The sequence below is a fragment of the Agrobacterium tumefaciens genome (assembly GCF_005221385.1).
In the GTDB taxonomy this organism is placed as follows: Bacteria; Pseudomonadota; Alphaproteobacteria; order Rhizobiales; family Rhizobiaceae; genus Agrobacterium; species Agrobacterium tomkonis.
Map to the genome: position 1 here is coordinate 1394884 of NZ_CP039904.1, position 18507 is coordinate 1413390.

19 protein-coding genes are annotated in these 18507 nt (G+C 57.7%); 14 read left to right on the forward strand and 5 right to left on the reverse strand.

Going from position 1 to position 18507, the window contains the following annotated elements:
• Nucleotides 1-40 precede the first annotated feature (40 nt).
• From tssI to CFBP6623_RS21690, 10 genes are all read left to right on the forward strand, one after another.
• Nucleotides 41-2155: a type VI secretion system tip protein TssI/VgrG gene (gene tssI / locus CFBP6623_RS21645; protein ID WP_080842903.1), complete on the forward strand. Its 2115-nt coding sequence runs from the start codon at nucleotides 41-43 to the stop codon at nucleotides 2153-2155.
• Nucleotides 2156-2164: 9 nt separating this feature from the next.
• Complete coding sequence (locus CFBP6623_RS21650) at nucleotides 2165-3310, forward strand: hypothetical protein (protein WP_137002570.1); 1146 nt, start codon at nucleotides 2165-2167, stop codon at nucleotides 3308-3310.
• Between the two features lie 16 nt (nucleotides 3311-3326).
• Entirely contained in the window at nucleotides 3327-4490 is a 1164-nt protein-coding gene (locus tag CFBP6623_RS21655; protein WP_137002571.1) for a hypothetical protein, read from the forward strand.
• A 78-nt stretch (nucleotides 4491-4568) separates the two neighbouring features.
• Nucleotides 4569-4817: a hypothetical protein gene (locus CFBP6623_RS21660; RefSeq protein WP_137002572.1), complete on the forward strand. Its 249-nt coding sequence runs from the start codon at nucleotides 4569-4571 to the stop codon at nucleotides 4815-4817.
• 5 nt (nucleotides 4818-4822) lie between these two features.
• Nucleotides 4823-5848: a DUF2169 family type VI secretion system accessory protein gene (locus CFBP6623_RS21665; protein ID WP_046802194.1), complete on the forward strand. Its 1026-nt coding sequence runs from the start codon at nucleotides 4823-4825 to the stop codon at nucleotides 5846-5848.
• The gene (locus CFBP6623_RS21670; RefSeq protein WP_046802195.1) at nucleotides 5845-6912 is read left to right on the forward strand and encodes a hypothetical protein; all 1068 of its coding nucleotides are present in this window, start codon (nucleotides 5845-5847) and stop codon (nucleotides 6910-6912) included. Before CFBP6623_RS21665 ends, CFBP6623_RS21670 begins: the two co-directional genes overlap by 4 nt.
• Nucleotides 6909-8030 carry a DUF4150 domain-containing protein gene (locus CFBP6623_RS21675; protein WP_052760276.1) on the forward strand — a complete coding sequence of 374 codons (1122 nt, stop codon included), beginning with the start codon at nucleotides 6909-6911 and terminating at the stop codon, nucleotides 8028-8030. The genes CFBP6623_RS21670 and CFBP6623_RS21675 overlap by 4 nt, the downstream gene beginning before the upstream one ends.
• A 9-nt stretch (nucleotides 8031-8039) precedes the next feature.
• The gene (locus CFBP6623_RS21680) at nucleotides 8040-9032 is read left to right on the forward strand and encodes a type VI immunity family protein (protein WP_080842906.1); all 993 of its coding nucleotides are present in this window, start codon (nucleotides 8040-8042) and stop codon (nucleotides 9030-9032) included.
• A gap of 9 nt (nucleotides 9033-9041) precedes the next feature.
• Nucleotides 9042-10031, forward strand: a complete 990-nt coding sequence (locus CFBP6623_RS21685) for a type VI immunity family protein (RefSeq protein WP_080842907.1) — start codon at nucleotides 9042-9044, stop codon at nucleotides 10029-10031.
• Nucleotides 10032-10045: 14 nt separating this feature from the next.
• Nucleotides 10046-11035 carry a type VI immunity family protein gene (locus tag CFBP6623_RS21690; protein ID WP_080842908.1) on the forward strand — a complete coding sequence of 330 codons (990 nt, stop codon included), beginning with the start codon at nucleotides 10046-10048 and terminating at the stop codon, nucleotides 11033-11035.
• 20 nt (nucleotides 11036-11055) lie between these two features.
• Here the strand turns inward: CFBP6623_RS21690 and CFBP6623_RS26940 are convergent, their stop codons facing one another.
• Genes CFBP6623_RS26940 through CFBP6623_RS21700 form a run of 3 tightly spaced genes read right to left on the reverse strand, consistent with a single transcriptional unit; the run spans nucleotide 11056 to nucleotide 12193 of the window.
• Nucleotides 11056-11205 (reverse strand): hypothetical protein, encoded by a 150-nt coding sequence (locus CFBP6623_RS26940; protein ID WP_156316046.1) that lies wholly within the window; start codon nucleotides 11203-11205, stop codon nucleotides 11056-11058.
• 8 nt (nucleotides 11206-11213) lie between these two features.
• Entirely contained in the window at nucleotides 11214-11906 is a 693-nt protein-coding gene (locus CFBP6623_RS21695) for a DUF899 domain-containing protein (protein WP_046802196.1), read from the reverse strand.
• 2 nt (nucleotides 11907-11908) lie between these two features.
• Nucleotides 11909-12193 (reverse strand): hypothetical protein, encoded by a 285-nt coding sequence (locus CFBP6623_RS21700; RefSeq protein WP_232370455.1) that lies wholly within the window; start codon nucleotides 12191-12193, stop codon nucleotides 11909-11911.
• Nucleotides 12194-12302: 109 nt separating this feature from the next.
• Here CFBP6623_RS21700 and CFBP6623_RS21705 point away from each other — a divergent pair, with 109 nt between their 5' ends.
• Both CFBP6623_RS21705 and CFBP6623_RS21710 read left to right on the forward strand, forming a co-directional pair.
• Complete coding sequence (locus tag CFBP6623_RS21705; protein ID WP_046802197.1) at nucleotides 12303-13523, forward strand: hypothetical protein; 1221 nt, start codon at nucleotides 12303-12305, stop codon at nucleotides 13521-13523.
• Nucleotides 13524-13532: 9 nt separating this feature from the next.
• On the forward strand, nucleotides 13533-14183 hold the full coding sequence (locus tag CFBP6623_RS21710) for a PQQ-binding-like beta-propeller repeat protein (RefSeq protein WP_046802198.1): 651 nt from the start codon (nucleotides 13533-13535) through the stop codon (nucleotides 14181-14183).
• Nucleotides 14184-14398: 215 nt separating this feature from the next.
• On the opposite strand, the gene CFBP6623_RS21715 is transcribed toward CFBP6623_RS21710, so the two are convergent.
• Nucleotides 14399-14785: a GFA family protein gene (locus CFBP6623_RS21715; protein ID WP_080842909.1), complete on the reverse strand. Its 387-nt coding sequence runs from the start codon at nucleotides 14783-14785 to the stop codon at nucleotides 14399-14401.
• A gap of 457 nt (nucleotides 14786-15242) precedes the next feature.
• Between CFBP6623_RS21715 and CFBP6623_RS21725 the strand changes: the two genes are divergently transcribed.
• The gene (locus CFBP6623_RS21725; protein WP_052819094.1) at nucleotides 15243-16640 is read left to right on the forward strand and encodes a cache domain-containing protein; all 1398 of its coding nucleotides are present in this window, start codon (nucleotides 15243-15245) and stop codon (nucleotides 16638-16640) included.
• On the forward strand, nucleotides 16637-17269 hold the full coding sequence (locus tag CFBP6623_RS21730; RefSeq protein ID WP_046802201.1) for a response regulator: 633 nt from the start codon (nucleotides 16637-16639) through the stop codon (nucleotides 17267-17269). Before CFBP6623_RS21725 ends, CFBP6623_RS21730 begins: the two co-directional genes overlap by 4 nt.
• Before the next feature lie 63 nt (nucleotides 17270-17332).
• On the opposite strand, the gene CFBP6623_RS21735 is transcribed toward CFBP6623_RS21730, so the two are convergent.
• Nucleotides 17333-18445, reverse strand: a complete 1113-nt coding sequence (locus tag CFBP6623_RS21735; protein WP_046802202.1) for a TRAP transporter substrate-binding protein — start codon at nucleotides 18443-18445, stop codon at nucleotides 17333-17335.
• Nucleotides 18446-18507 lie beyond the last annotated feature (62 nt).

The window sequence follows — 18507 nt, forward strand, 5'->3', positions numbered from 1 at the left end:
AGCTGATGGATTTTTTTTGGCTCTGCTATCGAGGTTCGCGATGAATGATCAGTCTTCTTTTTCCGATTTCGTTCAGGCGAGCCGCGTTCTCAAGGTCAAGTCCCCGCTGGGCGAAGACCAGCTTCTTCCGGAACGACTTGCGGTTGATGAGGGCGTCTCGCGGCTCTTCGAAATCCACCTGACGCTGCGTGCGAAGAAGGAAGCGGTCAAGCCCGAGGAGCTGATCGGCCGGCTGGTCGATGTGTCGGTCGAGATAAGCCAGGGCGACGGGGAAGAGGGCAGCGGCATCCGCCGGCCGTTCAATGGTCTGGTGACGGAATTGCACGAAGGTCCGCCGATCACCCGCGGCATGCGCTCCTATGCGCTGACGCTGCGGCCGCAGATGTGGCTTCTGTCGCGCCGCTCGGATTGCCGCATCTGGATGGACAAGACAGCGGTGGAGATCGTCGAGACGCTGTTTTCCGAACACGGCATTCCCGCCCCCGATACATCGGGCATCATCTCGCCGCCGCCGGCGCAGCATTACAGTGTGCAGTTTAACGAGACCGATCTGGACTATCTCACCCGGCGTTTCGAAGAGGACGGGCTGTTCTACTGGTTTGCCCATGAGGACGGTTCCCACAAGCTGCATGTGGCCGATAGCGCCAGCGGCTGGCTTGGGCCGTCGCCGGCCGCCCAGGGTGAGGGGACGGTGCGTCTGGCGCAGGGGTCGTCGGATCGCAACCACATTAGCGACTGGGCGCGGCGTTTTTCCTATGTGTCGGGCCAGCGCGCGGGTGCGGACTGGAATTTCGAGACACCGGGCATGGTGCCGGGCACCATGACGCCCTCACTGGTGCAGATGCCGGATGCGACGAAACGCGAGCTTTATGAATATCCGGCCCGGATCAAGACGGTTGAAGAGGCCGAGCGGGCGCAGAAACTGCGCACCCAGTCGATCGAAGCCGATCATGACCGGGTATTCGGTTCGTCGACCACGCGCATCCTGGAAGCCGGCCGCCGCTTTACGCCTTACGAGGTTGCGCATCCGGAACATGCCTATGAAGAACATGTGATCATCAGGGCAAGCCACAGTATTGTGGATCTCTCCTATGAGACAAACAGCAACGAGCCGGAATATCGCAATCACTTCGAGGCGATCCCGGCACGCGTGCCGCTGACGCCGCACCGTGCGACGAAGCGGCCGCGCATTGAAGGTACGCAGGTGGCGATCGTCGCCGGTCCTGAAGGCGAGGAAATCCATCCGGATCAATATGGCCGCATCAAGCTGTGGTTCCCGTGGGACCGCAAGGCGAAGAAGGATGGAACCGATACGTGCTGGGTGCGGGTGGCGCAGAACTGGGCGGGCTCGACCTGGGGCGGCCAGATCATTCCACGCATCGGCATGGAGGTGATGGTCGCCTTCGTGGACGGCGATCCCGACCGTCCGCTGGTGACGGGGGTGGTGCCGAATGCGCGCCAGACCGTGCCTTATGAGCTGCCAGCGAACAAGACGCGCAGCACATTCCGCACCAACACGCACAAAGGGTCCGGATTTAACGAATTGCGGTTTGAGGACGAGGCGGCCAAGGAGGAGGTATTTCTCCACGCTCAGAAGGATACGAATTTTGAAATTCTGAACGATTACTCCAAGCGTGTGGGACGCGATAAATCGGAACTCGTGGCCAACGACAAATCGACGGAAGTTGGTGGCGATCATGACGAGGTCATAGCGGGCAACATGTCGATTGCAGTCGGCGAAAATGCCTTGTCGAACCTACTGAGGGACAAGACGAAGCTTGTCTTCGACAAGGTTGGAGCTGCCTTGGGCAAACTCAAGATCCCGGACCCTTTCAATTTCGCAAAAGGGAATTTCCAGCTTTTCGTCGAGAAAAATCACTCGCAGGTCGTTGGTATTGGTTCCTCGGAGGTTGTCGGCGGCGCCAAATCGACGGTTGTTGGGCATACCTATCAAACGACGGTCGGTAAATCTCACAGCGTCATCGTGCGGGGGCGCTCTGACACAGATATCGGGCGTATCATGAACATTCGGGTGGGCGAACAATTGACGATCAAAGTGGGAGAGAACTCGATGCTGACGATGTCGCGCGAGGGGCATATCGTGATTCAAGGGAAGCATATTCATTTCCAAGCCGACCAGATTACACAGAACTGAGTGTAGGCCATGGCTGAGAAACCGTCAGGATTACCGCCGTCTCGCATGCTGGGTGTGCCGTTTTCCGCATACGACGACGACAATGTCCTGGAGATGTTGAAAACTGACCTGTCGACGTTCAAACGTCACCCGTTTTTTCCGGTGTCTCCGGGGATCACGCCGCCATTTCGCGCGGATGCTCCCCAGCAGTCGTTCAATTCCAAAGGCGGATTATGCGAATATATACCCGTTGTGGACGAGACCGTGCTTTTCGGACGATCGTCCAGTGCAAACAAACTCCTTCCCCAGAAGGAGCGTGAAAACGAGAGCAAGGAAAGCGCCTGGAAATTCGGTGAACTGAGCAAGGATTACAAGGACGCCGGCGTCGGCAAGAAATATCAGCGCGGCGTCAGGGAGTATCTCGCTTCGGGCTATACACGCACCAACCCGGACGGAAAGACCGCCCACGACACCGACTGGCGCGGCAAATGGAAGGAGCGCAATTTTCAGGTCGCCGAATATACCTGGTGGAAACACGACAAGAAGGTGGCTGGCGACAGCTTTGGCGACCCGGCAAAGGATTGGGCTTCGGGAGAATACAAGCTCGGTGCACGGGAGGGCGATGGAAAGGCCGGATTTTCTGTCACCAAGGGCGGAATTGATGCCAAATTGAGCGCAAAAGCCAGTGTCGCCGCTGCTCAAGGAAAAGTCCAGGTTCTCAAAGACCAGGTCATCTCCGGAGCCGCGAAAGGCGCGGTGCTGAAAGGAGAGCTGGAGGGCGAGGTTGCTTTTGTCGGTAACCCTGAAGAGGTGACGGGGACGCTGAAACTCGCCGCCAAGGCCAATGTCATCGAGGGTTCAGTCAACGGAGAACTCTGCCTGACGCCAAGCCGTGTGGGCAATCCCGTCATCAAAGCGTGGAACTGGCTGTTCGAAGAGCACAACCAGCTCATTGAGGACAAATGGGATATAGGTGTGTGCGTTGGCGGTGAACTGCAGGGAGCCGTTGGCGCTCAGGCTGAGGCATCTGCGGAAGCAGGCGTGAAAAAAGGCAAGGCGCGCGCCGAGGTCGGCGCCAAACTTGGTTTTGGCCTCGGCGGCGGCGCCAAAGTGTCCGGCGGCCTGACGGGTCTTGATAAGGCAGCAGACCTCATCAAGGGATGGCAGGGAAAATGATACGGAGAACCGAACGTTGAAGCCTCTATTTTTGGTGCTGCGCCGACTGTCTTTTTCGGCGATGGTTTTAATGACGACCGCAATTGGATTGGATGTTATGGCCGAAGATTATACGAGTCGTTTGACCCTCGACAGCACAGCGAAGGCGTCGGAGCCATATGGCTTTGAGGAAACCAAGGATCTTAACTTCCACTCGGTCAAGATCGATAAATTTATGTGGTTTAAGGAAAAGCGGGCACTGTCCGAATGGGATAAGTACGAAACCTTCGACAATGTGACCCTGCAGACGATCGGTTATGATCCTGCCAATCGCGATCATTTCGAAATCCAGATCATCACCGCCGAGATCAAACCGGAAAAGGTTGCGCGCGGGGTCGATTACGCCCGACTCTTTGCGAAAGAATGGGCGCCTTCTGTCTCCGCGATGAAGGAATATGGTCGTGACGCTGGCGATGTGTTTGCCCTCGGGCCGGATAATGGATTCAACCGCCGTGAGAGGGTCGCGGTTTGGCGTAAGGATAAGTCGCTGCTCATCGTGCGCGCTGGCTACGCGGAAGAGGAGGCCGCCCGCGTCGAACCCCGGATCGCGCAATTTTTCGGAGCTTTGAAGTTCGACAACGAAACGACTGACAGCATTGACGGCGCGATGCATCTGGAAGAGCTGCCGTCGAGCGGTGGTGCCGCCTACTCCGCACGCCTGCCGGACGGATGGAAAAAACTGACGCAGAACAGCGATCCCAATCCGTCCTATACGGGGGCGATATTCACAAATTCCAATGATCCAGACGGAAACGCGGCTGTATCCCTGTTCGTCTTTCCAACGCCCAAGTCGGATCTGTCGCCAACTGACGACCAACTGCGTCAGCTTGCCGCGAAGGTGGTGGAAATCGAACTGCAAAATCTCATGCCGGACGTCGGCTTTAAGCTGGACCAGGACGTCAGCTTCGTTCCCGGCGAAAAAGTCGGCGATGTGGATAAGGGTTTCATCGACATCGTTACTCTCCAGGGCAGCGAGCAGAAGATACGTGCCAGGACCGTATTGAGCTTCAGGAAGGGCGTTGTCGCCGCAGTGGCTTCGCTCACGGCGTTCCCCGCTACGCCAAAAGACGTTGCAACGATGATCCATACCGACTTCGTCACCCGTACCATCGGAGAGGGTTTGGTGGGTCAACTGAAATGAATATCTGTGGTCGATGGAGCGCCGCTCATTTGGGGATCGGCCTTCCACCTGGGTGAATTTAGAGGGAGTTCGCACGATATGAATCAGATACCTGATCGTAAAGCGCTTTTAGGGGACGCTCTTCCGTTGCCGGAGGATGCATGGGGGAAGCTTCTGAAGCTCGCGACGATGATCGAGTTCGATGGTTCCGGGACGCTGACGATCCGCAACGGCGAGGCCCGAATCTCATTGGGCTCTGACGGCGTGGTGAGGGTGGAAGGTAAAAAAATTATCCAGACGGCTCGTCAGAATATCGCGCTCGACGCTGCCTATATTGACCTGAACTGACCGGCATGTGGGCTGTCAGCAACAACACGCCTTTCTCTGCGGACGGCTATTTCATTCGCGACCGCGATGGAAAGGAATATTGGTGTGTCGCCGTGCGCGGGCGGTTTCGCGCGCGTCCGGACGGTATGACCGATCTTCTTGAGCCGCAGCCCATTCGGCTCTCTCCAGCCTATCGCGATGCCGAGGCAAATGAGCTCCTCGCGGATGCTGATTTCGCACCTTTCAGGCCCGCCGCAGATATTCTTGTCAACGGCTCAGCCGTTGCACCTGACGAGAAGCCGATAGACCGTATCGATGTCACGGTTGCTGTGGGTACGATGACAAAGCAGGCCGCCGTCACGGGCGAAGCGCGTATGGTCAAAAAAAAGCGCGGCTGGGAGGTCGCCGAAAAAGAGCGGGCCTCGCGCGTCGAACTATCATGGAGGCGTTCGCTCGGCGGAAGCGATCTTTTTGCGGATGATGATGGGGCCGAGTGTGAAGCCAATCCAATTGGCCGGGGCTGGTCACGTCATTTCGAGCGCGCGCCGGAGGGAGCCGAACTGGTTATGCCGCAGATCGCAGCGCCTGCGGATGTCTTCGATCCAGGTCGCCCGCTTTCGCAGCCAGTCGGGTTTGGCGCTATTCAGCCGGCTTGGACAACGCGGCGTATCCATGCTGGCACCTATGACGACGCTTGGATTAAAAACAGGTCGCCGCTTTTGCCTTCCGATTTCTCCGAAAATTTCCACCAGACCGCGCCGGTCGATCAAATCTATTCCGGTGAGTTGCGCGGCGGTGAGCCGGTACGGCTGGAAGGGCTTCATCCGGAAGGCGGTTATGCATTTCGCCTGCCGCAATGTATCCTCGAAGCTGATACGCGTATTGCCGGAAAGACGCTGACGCACAGGTTCAGGCTCGTTCAGGTGGAGATCACTGGCGATGAGCGCCTCGTGGATCTGGTATGGAATGCCCATGTGCCATGTGGCGGGCGCGACCAGGATGTCGAGGTCTCTTTTCTCCGACTGAGGCAAATGGCCGGAGTTGTCGCATGAGAACGGCGGTTTCAATCCTGGCGGCCGGCCTGACGTGTCCGGCGGGCAAAGACTTTGAAACGGCAATTGCCGCCTATTCGAGCGGCGAACGATTTACCGAGAAGGACCGCAACCTGGTGATGGCGGACGGGCGGCCGCCAACCCTTGCGGCGGTCTTTCCGTTGGCGGAAGAGCGGGACTATGTCGAGCGGCTGCGAAAATTACTCGCCTGCGCGCTTGCCGATTGCGTTGCGCAGTTGACGAAGCGCGGACAGGAAAGCGCGGACTATGCGATGCTTCTGCTGCTGCCCTATTGGATGGAGGGCGGACCTGTCGCAGAGGACTTTAATACCAGGCTCCACCAGGCCCCTCTGCCGCAGGTGACGAGCCTCTCCGTTTCCTTTGGCGGACAGGCTGAAAGCCTGCAGCTTGTTGGCAGGGATGGTCCGGAAATCGTGAGGAGAACGGGGGGAATTGTTCTCGTTGCCGTCGTTGACAGTTATATCCACTCAGACATGCTCGACAGTCTGGCCTATCACGGTGAACTGCTGACACGAGACAACCCCTACGGCATGGTTCCCGGCGAAGCTGCGGCCGTGTTGGCGCTTGGGCCGGAAAATGATGTGCGGCTCGGTCGAATCGCGCGCCTTTCTACCATGGAAGAGCCTGAAAGCCCGATTGATCCCGAGCGCGGATTGATGGGGCGCGCCCTTGCGAGCTGTTATGGGATGCTCCTCGAAGGAGGCTTTTCTCCTGATCGCTTTATTGTCGATCTCAATGGCGATCGCGTACGCGCTGAGGAATTTGGCTATGCGATCACAACCAATGCCGCGGAAATGGCCGAGCTGGCCGACAGGGCGGAAATACCGTCGCTTCAGCTCGGTGATCTTGGGGCGGCAAGCGGGCTTGTGATGGCCGCTCTTGCACTTGCGCCGGCGCCGGGATCGCGCAGGGAAAATGCCGAACCGGACGGCGAAGCGTTTCGATACACTCTTCTGTCGGCCAGTTCCCGCGACGGGCTGAGAGCGGCAACAATTGTGGAAAGCGTCCAGCGCGACATAAGAACCGGTAGGGTAGACGCATGAAGGAAACAATTCGCATCAACGGGATTACGCTCTGCCACAAAAACTCCAATGGCTACGTCCGCTCGACCTTGCCGGATGTTTGCCTGACCCCGCCCAAGCCTGTGCCCGTGCCATACACGAATACCGCATTTGCCCGCGATCTTGCCGACGGGACGACCACGGTGTTCTCGCATGGTGGAGCGATGAATGGCGTGCGCGGCTCCCGGTTCGCCAAATCAATCGGCGATGAACCCGGTTCGTCCGGTGGGATCAAATCCGGCACGCATTTGCATCAGGCCACCTTCCTTTCATGGTCCCCCAACGTCTTCATGCAAGGCCGCGCAGTGACGCGCCTTACCGACAAGATGCTCCTCAACAAGGGCAACACCGTATCGGTCGGAGGTTACAAAACCGATCTGCCCGAAGGTGATCCCGAGCGTTACCTGTGTGAAGTGGGCTGCCGCTGTTATGCGCTGCATCGTCCGAGAAACAGCGTTACCGAGGGTCTTGAATGGGTCGATCAGGTGTTGCCGCGCGACGACGAGGCGAGCCCGGGACGCTATCAGCGCTGTGTCGATGCAACGATCCAGGCGCAATATCCGAACACGGTGCTTGGCAGCAGCATGCCGGTCGGCGATCCCCGCACCAATTACGGCTATGTTTCCGAGCTTGGATTCTGGGACCCGAACAATCCGAACAATACATTCCCGGACAAACCGCCCGGCAATATCATCCTGCAGGGAGAGGAACACGACATTCCAAAGGTTCCCCGTCGGGCGCCCTGGGGCGGCACGAGATGGTTCAATGTGCGTGGCTCCCGCTGGCTGGACGTGGTCAAAGTCGAAAACGGCCAGATGACCCACATGTACGACATGAAATTTCCGGGGGACAAGTTTCCAAATGATGCGGCGAAGGCAAGGGCATATGAAGATATCGCTGATCGGCACGGCGCTGAATACAGTGAGTTTGTGGTACTGGACGAGTGTGACAACTGTGAGGAAGCTGTAAGGCAGCGCGAACAGGAGCGGCAGTGGGAAGCTGAGAGGCGGTGGCGCGAACTTCGGAAAGGTCTGGAAAATCCAATCTGGCTGCCCTTGCCCGGTCGTCGGTTCCCCGGCCGCCCGATACCGATCAAGTAGGATAATATCATGAATTTAAACGAACTCATCACCGCAATGGCCATCCTTGAGGAGCGGGGTGAACTCGAAAAACTGGATGAAATCGGATTGCCGCCCGGCAATGCAATCCAGTGGTTATTCGGGTTGACGGCAGGGTTCTATTTTGCCGATGGAGAAACGCGTCAAATACGTCAGGCCATGCTCGGTTTGGCACTGCGCTATTACGACCTCGCAGAGGGCAATACCAATTTATTGTCGTTTAACGAGCGGACACGCCGTATTTCAGCAGGAAAACAGATCGAGGAATATCTGTCGCAGGGTGAGTATTACGACGAAAGAGAGACAGCGAGTTTCTATATCAGGCACATGCCAAAACAGGCGCTGCGTTCGACCGATCCGGTTCACGACTACTTTACGGCCCTTCTTCCAGGCGCCGGTTATCGTGGTGGCAACGGTCACCTCATGTGCCAGACGAGGCTATCGGCGCTGTCGCACGATCCGGCAGGTGTGATCCGTTTCTTCGTTGACGCCTGTCGCGATCTGCGGGTTTTCTATGCCGTGTCGGGTTTGTCGCTCTTTTTCTATTCCTATGCGGCGGGTGCAACTGCGAAAGCCTATCCTCTGTTTCGCAGGTTTCCCGGGCTGCTTTACGAGGATGGCGCGCGTTTTGGATTGGCCATACGAGACCGGACGGACACTATCCGTGACGTGAACTGGCTGACTGCGGTTAACGATGAACTGCTCTCGCGGGTCGGCGGTCTCGATAAGGCGCGAGCGGTACTCGGCGAAGAAGTCATCCTTCATCCTTACGAGGGTGGCGTCGTTTTCCAGGCTGGCGAACGGCCTGTGCTCGGCGACTTGAACAAGGGGAGGGTGCCGGTGGCCTATCGCGCAGTCAATGATTTCCTCAGGCCGCTGCGTTACGAGACCTGGGAGCGCGCCTATCTTAGAGCGCCATATGATGTCGATAAGATGGAGTACACAGAATGGTGGACACGCCGGTTTGATGGCGGCGAGCGCTAGGATGGCGTCTTGGATATAAACGGATTCATCGCCACAACGGCGACCCTCGAAGAGCGCGGTGAACTCGACAAGTTGGATGAGATCGGTTTGCCGCCGGGCAATGCCATCCAATGGTTGTTCGGGCTGACGGCCGGGTTCTATTTTGCGGATGGTGAAACACTGCGGACACGCCGAGCGGCGCTTGATCTGGCGTTGCGCTACTACGATGTTACGAAAGGAAACACCAATCTGCTGACGGTTGGTGAGCGTTCGCGCCGTGTGTCTTCGAGAGATGACATCGAGCGGCATCTAGCACAGAGCAATTACGCTGATGGGAAGGAGACCGCTGGCTTTTATATCAGACATATGCCTGCCAAAGCTCTGCGGTCGACCGATCCGGTACACGACTATTTGACGGCGCTTCTTCCCGGCATTGGGTATCGTGGCGGCTGTGGGCAGCTGATGTACCAGACGAGGTTGTCGCAACTATCGCTAGATCCAATAGGTGTTGTGCGTTTCTTCGTTGACGCCTGCCGTGACCTTCAGGTTTTTTACGCCGTGTCGGGCATGTCGCTTTTTTTCTATTCCTATGCGACAGGTGCAACCGAGCGGGCCTATCCACTGTTCCGCAGATTTCCCGGTTTCCTCTACGAAGATGGCATCCGTTTTGGATTAATCATTTCACAGCGCACCGATGTGATCCGTGACGTGAACTGGCTGACAGCTGTCAACGATGAGTTGCTTGAGCGCGTCGGTGGCCTTGAGAAGGCGAGAGAGGTGCTCGGAGACGAGGTCGTCCTCCATCCCTATGAGGGTGGCGTCGTTTTCCAGGCGGGTGAACGGCCTGTGCTCGGCGACCTGAACAAGGGGCGGGTGCCGGCGGCATACCGCGCCGTCAATGATTTCCTCAAGCCCCTGCGCTACGAGAACTGGGACTATCCCTATCTACGAGCGCCCTACGGTGTCGATGAGATGGAGTATACGCAATGGTGGACACGTCGATTTGACGATCAACATTAAGGCCGCTTAGCCTCGTGAAGTTAAACGAACTCATCACTGCGATGGCGATCCTCGAAGAGCGCGATGAACTCGACAAGTTGGACGAGATCGGTTTGCCGCCGGGCAATGCCATTCCATGGTTGTTCGGGCCGACGGCCGGTTTCTATTTTGCCGATGGAGAAACGCGTCAAATACGCCAGGCCATGCTCGGTTTGGCACTGCGCTATTACGACCTCGCAGAGGGTAATACCAATTTATTGTCGTTTAACGAGCGGACACGCCGTATTTCAGCAGGAAAACAGATCGAGGAATATCTGTCGCAGGGTGAGTATTACGACGAAAGAGAGACAGCGAGTTTCTATATCAGGCACATGCCAAAACAGGCGCTGCGTTCCACCGATCCGGTTCACGACTACTTTACGGCCCTTCTCCCGAGCGCTGGCTACCGCGGCGGCAATGGGCGCTTGATGTATCAGACGCGGTTATCCGAATTATCACGCGACCCAACTGGCGTGGTTCGCCTTTTCATTGACGCCTGCCGTGATCTCCGGGTTTTTTATGCCGTTTCGGGAATGTCGCTTTTTTTCTATTCCTATGCGGCGGGTGCAACTGAAAAAGCATATCCTCTGTTCCGTCGGTTTCCGGGCCTTCTTTACGAAGATGGCAGTAATTTCACCCTGGAAATATTGCGCCGCACCGATGTGATCCGTGACGTGAACTGGCTGACAGCCGTCAATAATGAGCTGCTTGAACGCGTCGGTGGTCTTGAGAAGGCAAGAGAGGTGCTTGGAGACGAGATCGTCCTCCATCCCTATGAGGGTGGCGTCGTTTTCCAGGCGGGTGAACGGCCTGTGCTCGGCGACCTGAACAAGGGGCGGGTGCCGGCGGCATACCGCGCCGTCAATGATTTCCTCAAGCCCCTGCGCTACGAGAACTGGGACTATCCCTATCTACGAGCGCCCTACGGTGTCGATGAGATGGAGTATACGCAATGGTGGACACGCCGATTTGACGATCAACGTTAAGGCCGCCCAACCTCGTGAAGTTAAACGAACTCATCACCGCGATGGCGATCCTCGAAGAGCGCGGTGAACTCGACAAGTTGGACGAGATCGGCCAAGAGCTTTTCCTTGAGACCGTTTCGGGCATCGTATCCTCCCCAGTCACGGCTCGCGGCAATTGCATTGGCAAACATAAGGACTGCTATTCGTACCGATCGTGGCGGCGCACCCAGTCCATTCCTTCGGCTTCGTTGCGTCCCTTCGGAGCGAGATCGAGCAGCTGATAGGTGCCCATCATCGCCTCGACGCCGCGCCCATAGGTGGAGTAGGTGCGGAAGACCTGGCCGGCGTCGTCCTTGTAGAAGGCGCTGATGCCCGGCCATTCCTCGCCGAGTTCCGGCCACTCTCCGAAATTATAGTCGATCTTTCCGGAGGCGACTTCGCCTGGTGTGAAGCTGACACGGAAATCGTGATTGAAGTCATTTCCGAAGGACGACACCCATTTGAACTGCCAGCCCATCCGTTTACGATAGCGCTCGATGTCGGCGAGCGGTGCGCGCGATACGGCGATCATGGTAACGTCGTGATGCGAAAGATGATTGTTCATGCCATCTGTATGATCGGCCATGAAAGAGCAGCTTGGGCAACCCTCCTTCCATCCCGGCGCGAACATGAAGTGCTGCACCAGAAGCTGCGATCGGCCATCGAACAGATCGGCAAGCGTTCGGGGGCCATCGAGCGTATCGAACACATATTCCTTCTCGATCCGTACCCATGGCAGCGCCAGCCGCTTTTGGGCGACCTCGTCCCGGTGTCGAGTAAGCTCCTTCTCCGCTTTCAGAAAATCCCGCCGGGCGGCGAGCCAGTCTTTGGCTGAAACGATTTTGTGGTTCATTGTCAGTCTCCTCGGGTTTTAGGGGGTGGACATTGCCGCCAGTAAGCGGAAGCGAGCTTCAGCCAGGGCGACAGGTGAAAGAGGCTCATCAGCAGGTACATGAAGGCCATGCCACTGATCGGCAGCATGCCGGGTGGGGACGCGCAGATACTCACCTGAATGTCGTTCGCCGAAATCCAGGCCATCGACGCGAAGGTTGGCGAAGCTGCAAGAACGAGCCAGCCTGTCATATCGCCTGATCGCAGGGTGTCCGAAGAGCGTTTTCTTGTTGGTTTGGACATTGTCATTTCTGAATTCCCAATTGAGGTTCGACAACGCTTCCCGCGACGCTTAGCCTGACAAAAATCTATGTCCGAATGGCGGGAGAATGTGAGTAACAAGTGTGACGGGATTTGAATGGACACTCTGATGACCTTCGCGGCGCGGGCGCTTGCGGCGGGCGATCCGCTTGCAGCACTCAAGCACATCGCACTACGCGCCGATGCTCCTGCACTCGCCCTGCGCGGCATTGCCATGGCGCAACTCGGCGACCTTGCGCGCGCGAAGGAACTGCTGGGAAACGCAGCACGCGCTTTCGGCAACCAAGAGCCTATGGCCCGTGCACGATGCAATCTCGCGGAGGCAGAGATCGCGTTGGTCTTGCGCGACCTTGGCCGTCCCATGGAGGGGCTCGCCGCCGCCCGGTCCACGCTGGAGACATTCGGAGACTTTGCGAACGCCGCGCATGCCGGCTATCTCGAAGCAAGGCGCTTGCTGTTGATCGGCCGTCTCGACGAAGCCGAGCGGGTTCTGGGCGGCTTCGATGCCGGTGCGTTGCCGATGACATCGCGGGTAGGCTACGAGTTGGTAGTCGCGGGCATCGCGATACGCCGCATACGCGCGAAGCCGGCTCGTGATGCGCTCGATCGCGCGGAAAGCGCCGCGGCTGCCTTTGGCAATGCAGCATTGAAAGCCGAAGTCGACAGGGCTGTACGGGCCTTCGAAGTGCCTGCCGCGCGGCTGGTCGCGCGCAATGGAGAACGGCTTCTCCGGCTCGATGAGGTCGAGGCGCTCATTGCATCGGGGGCGACCGTCATCGATGTGTGCCGGAACGTCGTGCGCGTCAATAAAGCCATCGTCTTTCTCGCCAGTCGTCCGGTCCTGTTCGCGCTCATGCGCGTGCTGGGTGAGGCTTGGCCGGAAGATGTCACGCGGGAAGAGCTTCTCGTCCGCGCCTTTCGCGCACGGGAAGCAGATGAATCGCATCGCGCTCGGCTGCGGGTCGAGATCGGGCGTCTGCGCGAGGCAATCAGGCCCTTGACGGAGATACGCGCCACCGAGCGGGGATTCGTATTGGAGCCCCATGATAGCGGCGCGGTCGCGGTGCTTGCGCCGCCTGTCGAAGACGAGCATGGCGACGTGCTGGCGCTTATCGCCGATGGCGAAGCCTGGTCCAGCTCCGCGCTGGCGCTTGCGCTCGACGTTAGCCCGCGTACGGTACAGCGGGCGCTCGGCACCCTTGCGCAAAATGACAAGGTGGAATGGTTCGGCCACGGACGCGCCCGTCGCTGGATTGCGACGAGCGTACCGGGTTTCCCGACAAGCTTGTTACTCCCCACCGTCGGCGTTCTAGTCTAGGATGAGGGGATGAAACAAACAGCCGCCGAAATCATCCGCGAATATGGCCCTTTTCCCGGAGTGGATCGCGTCCATGGGGTCAGCTTTGACGGCCGCCGGGTCTGGATGGCGACAGGCGAGAGGCTGGACGCCTTCGATCCGGACAACGGGGACGTGCTGAATTCGCTCAATATTGCCGCTGATGCCGGCACCGCATTCGATGGCAAGCACCTGTTCCAGATTGCTGAAGCGGTGATTCGGAAGGTCGATCCACAGACTGGCGAGGTGCTTGCCACGATTTCCGCCCCCGGCAATGGAGGCGATTCCGGTCTTGCATGGGCTGAAGGTTCGCTCTGGGTCGGGCAACATCGCGGCCGCAAAATCCATCAAATCGATCCTGAGACGGGAAAGGTGCTGCGCACGATTGAAACCGATCGCTTCGTTACCGGGGTCACCTGGGTCGACGGCGAGCTCTGGCACGGCACATGGGAGAACGACGAAAGCGATGTCCGCCGCATCGATCCTTCGACCGGTGAAGTATTGGAGCGGTTGGATATGCCGGCGGGAATGGCAGTTTCAGGACTTGAATCCGACGGACGCGATCGGTTTTTCTGCGGGGCTGGCGATAGCCCCAAAGTTCGCGCCATACGCAAGCCAAACCGATCTGAAACCGCAATGTGAAACAAGAAGCAAGTCGCCGGCTTGTGTATCCTTATTCGTTGGTCTTCTCGGCGGTAACCGTTCACATGGACATCTGCGATGTCGTTTAAGGACCTGATACTGGAGGCAACGCGCGAGCAAGCTTGATGAAAACGGCAAAGTCGCCGGTTCGAATCTTTTCAACAGCAATTGTGTGTAATCTCGAAAGCTGGTGCTGAAGCGTTCGGCCTTCATCTCTATCCAGAATCTCGAAAAGATAGAGAAACCCATGCATGGCGGGTCGCTTCATACACGCTCTGAGTTGGTTCCATAGCATCTGGGTCTTCAAAACAGCCCAAGGCGATGGCGACGAGGTTAGGCCGAAATTCCGGTATCCAGTAGACGGTTGATCCGCAAGTGGGGCAAAAACGGAACTCTAGGCGCTTTCCGCTATCTCCAGGTCGTATATAGGTTTGGTGTTTCCCCGACGCCCTGATTTGATCGGCAGCATAAAACACTGCGACACCGAACGCTGAACCGGTACGATGCTGGCATGCACGACAGTGACAAACGGATATCTTATGGGGTTCGCCGTTTGTCACCACTGTTAACTGATGACATGAACAATGGGCTAGGCGCACAATTTTGCTCCCAATTCCAAATTTTTTCGATCCTGAATATGCGCGATGACGACGATATCGGAGCAGTCAGCTTTGAGCAAATTGACATTCGCAAAGTCGTACCGATCATGATCATCCTTGCGGTATCCTACACTATTCCGTTGCCGGTGTAGTTACCGGCTTTATCGCCGGATCGAGCCGCCCACCGCAGGCGCGGTTCTGCGATATCACATAAGCGACCAGATAGGGCGCGTAGCACGGACGAGGGTGGGAGCCTTTCGGTCACCCCGGCGAGAGAGAGCTGTTCTATCTCAGTGCGGTTGAGTGACACTATTCGGAGAACGTCACACTGTTCCTCGCTGCACAGATTTCCCGAACCCCTTTCTATTTCGCCTCAGGATCATGTTCTGACACGCTCGACTTGCCGTATGAAGTATTGTTAGCTGAGGGTAAGTGAGAGCGAATGTGTCGGAGGGGCCGCATGAGACTCAGGAACCAGATTCTCGCATTGGCCATCGGGCCTCTCGTTCTTGCGATTATCGTTATCACAGCACTGATTACGTGGCAGTCCATGACGCTGGCGCGCACGAGCATCGATGCGTTCGAACGAAACATGCTCGCTGCAAAGGAGGCTGAACTCCTCAACCTCACCAATTTGGCCCTTTCGGCGATCCGTTCGGTCTATGACAGGGCGGGAACTGATGACGAGGCTGCGAAGGAGGAGGTCAAGCGAATTCTGACTGACCTCGATTACGGTACGGACGGCTATTTCTTTGTCTATGATTATGACGGGGTAAACGTCGTTCATCCGCGACAAAGCTTTCGTCCAGGGAGTAATTGGCTGGATCTTTACGATCCCGACGGCAACCGCGTCATCTATGACCTGATAGTCAAGGCGAAAGAAGGAGGAGGTCTTGTCCAGTATAAATGGGAGAAGCCCTCGACCGGGAAGATGGCTGATAAGCTTTCTTTTGCAGCCGGCCTCAACAAATGGCGCTGGATGATCGGTACAGGGGTTTATCTGGATGATGTTTTTGCCGCGACAGCGGCGGCGAAGGAGGAAATGCGCCGTTCCATTACATGGAATTTCCTGATTGTTGCACTGTTTGCGGTCCCTGCCGTGTTGCTGGTGTTCGCCACCTGCATGCTGCTCAATCTGCGTCAGCAGAGGTTGGCAGACGGACGGCTCAAGGAACTGATGCAGAGGGTTATCGATACCCAGGAAGAGGAGCGCCTGCGCATTGCTAGAGAATTGCATGACGGCATTTCTCAAAATCTCGTCGGAGTGCGCTTTGCGATTGATCTCGCGCGGCGCAAGGTGGCGCCTGACAATGTCGGAGCCGGCGAGGCGATCGGCAAGGGCGCCGTCGCATTAAATGAGGCGATCAAGGAGGTACGTCGTATTTCCCACGATCTTCGCCCGCGTGTCCTCGACGATCTGGGGCTGACGGCAGCGCTGGAATCCCTCATCTCGAGTTTTTCCGAACGCACGGGAATAGCGGCGACGCTTGAATCCGTAGCCTTCAAGCATATGCTTGTCCCCGAGGCACGGGTTGCACTTTACCGTGTCGCACAGGAGGCGCTGACCAACATCGAGCGCCATGCCGGCGCGACGCAGGTCGCCATCCGGTTTTCCAGTCGCGATGAACGGGTACAGATGGATGTCAGCGACAATGGCCGCGGCTTTCCGACCGTTCGGACAGAGAACGGGATGCCGGCAAGCAAGGGGCTCGGTTTGAGAAACATGCAGGAACGCATGACGCATTTCGGGGGCAGGCTGGATGTCGAAAGCTCCGCAAGGGGAACCGTTCTGCGGGCGGTGCTGCCCATCACCGCCATGAAGGATCGCAATAGCGGCTTACAGGAGGCCGCCGAGTGACCGTTCATCCGATCCGTGTGCTGCTGATCGACAACCATCCTCTGGTTCTGGATGGGTTGAGGGCCGTCCTCGAGACTTACGAGCATCTCGCAGTCGTTGGAACCGCATTGTCCGCCATGGCCGGTATCGACGCGGCTGTCGCCACGCGGCCCGATGTGGTGCTGATGGATATCAACATGCCGCAGATCAATGGCATCGATGCCCTGGAACTGTTCAAGGAAAAGCAGCTTTCCGCCCGGGTGCTGATGCTGTCGATGCATGACAGCCGGGAATATATATCGACCTCGGTCATGTATGGTGCGGCCGGTTACATTCTGAAGGACGTGGCGACCGAAGAAATAGTCGCCGCAATCGAAACCGTGGCTGCCGGCGGCACCTATTTTTCCTCTGGCGTTCGCGATGTGCTGATGGAGGGGTCTTCCGGCAGGCTGAAGGCGCTGACGACACGCGAGCAGGAAGTTCTGCTGCTGATCGCGCGCGGAAAGAGCAATCGCGACGCTGCCCTGGCGCTCGACATCGCCGAGCGCACGATGGAAACCCATCGCAAGAATATCAAGAGGAAACTGGATATAGCGACGACTGCGGGTCTCATCCGCTATGCGATCGATAACGGGCTTATCAAAGAATAGCCGCTAAAGGTCCGAGGCCTCGGAATGTCGCCATCCGGGGGCCTCGGTAAAGTCTATGCCGGCTTATTTGCCGGCCGTCTGCATGGCATAGCCGTAGCTGTCATAGGTATATTCGGCGACGCGGAACCATTCAAAGCTCTCGTCGCGGAATTTCTTCCAGCCCGGATAGATCTTGGCCCATGCGGGATGCTTCTGCGTGTACTCGTCATAAAGCTCGAAGGTCGCCTTGTAGGCGGCGTCGAGCACATCGCGGGGCAGCGGGCGAAGCTGCGTGCCCTTGGAAACCAGCGAGCGGATCGCATCCTTGTTCTTGACGTCGTACAGCGCCTGCATGTTGATGTTGGCGGCCTTGCAGGCAGTGTCGAGTGCTGCCTTGTATTCATCAGGCAGGGCTGCATATTGGTCCTTGTTGACGAAGAAGTGGATCGTCAGTCCGCCCTCCCAGAACGCGGGGTAATAGTAGTATGGCGCGATCTGGTAGAAGCCGAGCTTTTCGTCGTCATAGGGACCGACCCATTCCGCGGCATCGATGGTGCCACGTTCCAGCGCCGGATAGATGTCGCCGCCCGGGAGCTGCTGCGGCACCGCGCCAAGCTTGGCAAGCACCTGCCCCGCGACGCCGGCAATACGCATCTTGAGGCCCTTGATATCCTCGACGCTCTTGATTTCCTTGCGATACCAGCCGCCCATCTGGGCGCCCGTCGCTCCACCGGGAATACCGATGACGCCGTAGTCGGAAAGGAATTCGTTGTAAGCTTCGTTGCCGCCGCCATGGTAGAGCCATGCGTTCTGCTGGCGGGCGTTCAGGCCGAAGGGGATGGTCGAGCCGATGGCGAATGTCGGATCTTTCCCCGTGAAATAGTAGCCGCAGGTATGGGAAATCTCGACGGTATTGGCTTTTACGGCATCGATGGCCTGGGCGCCGGGAACGATTTCACCAGCCTGGAAGACCTGGATTTCGAACTTGCCGCCGGTAATGGCCTTCAATGCGTTCGCCATAACGACGGCGCCGCCGTAGATGGTGTCCAGATTGTTCGGAAAGCCGGACGTCAGGCGCCAGCGAACGTTCGGCAAAGATTGCGCTATGGCCGGCGTGGCGAGCGTCGAAGCGGCCGCAGCCGCCCCGGCAAGCACGCCGCCGGACAAGAAGTGTCTGCGGTCCAGATTGTTCCTCATAAGATTACCTCCTCCTATTGAAGTGACCGACGCTTGGTGCGTCGATGGGGTGCGGCGGGCGC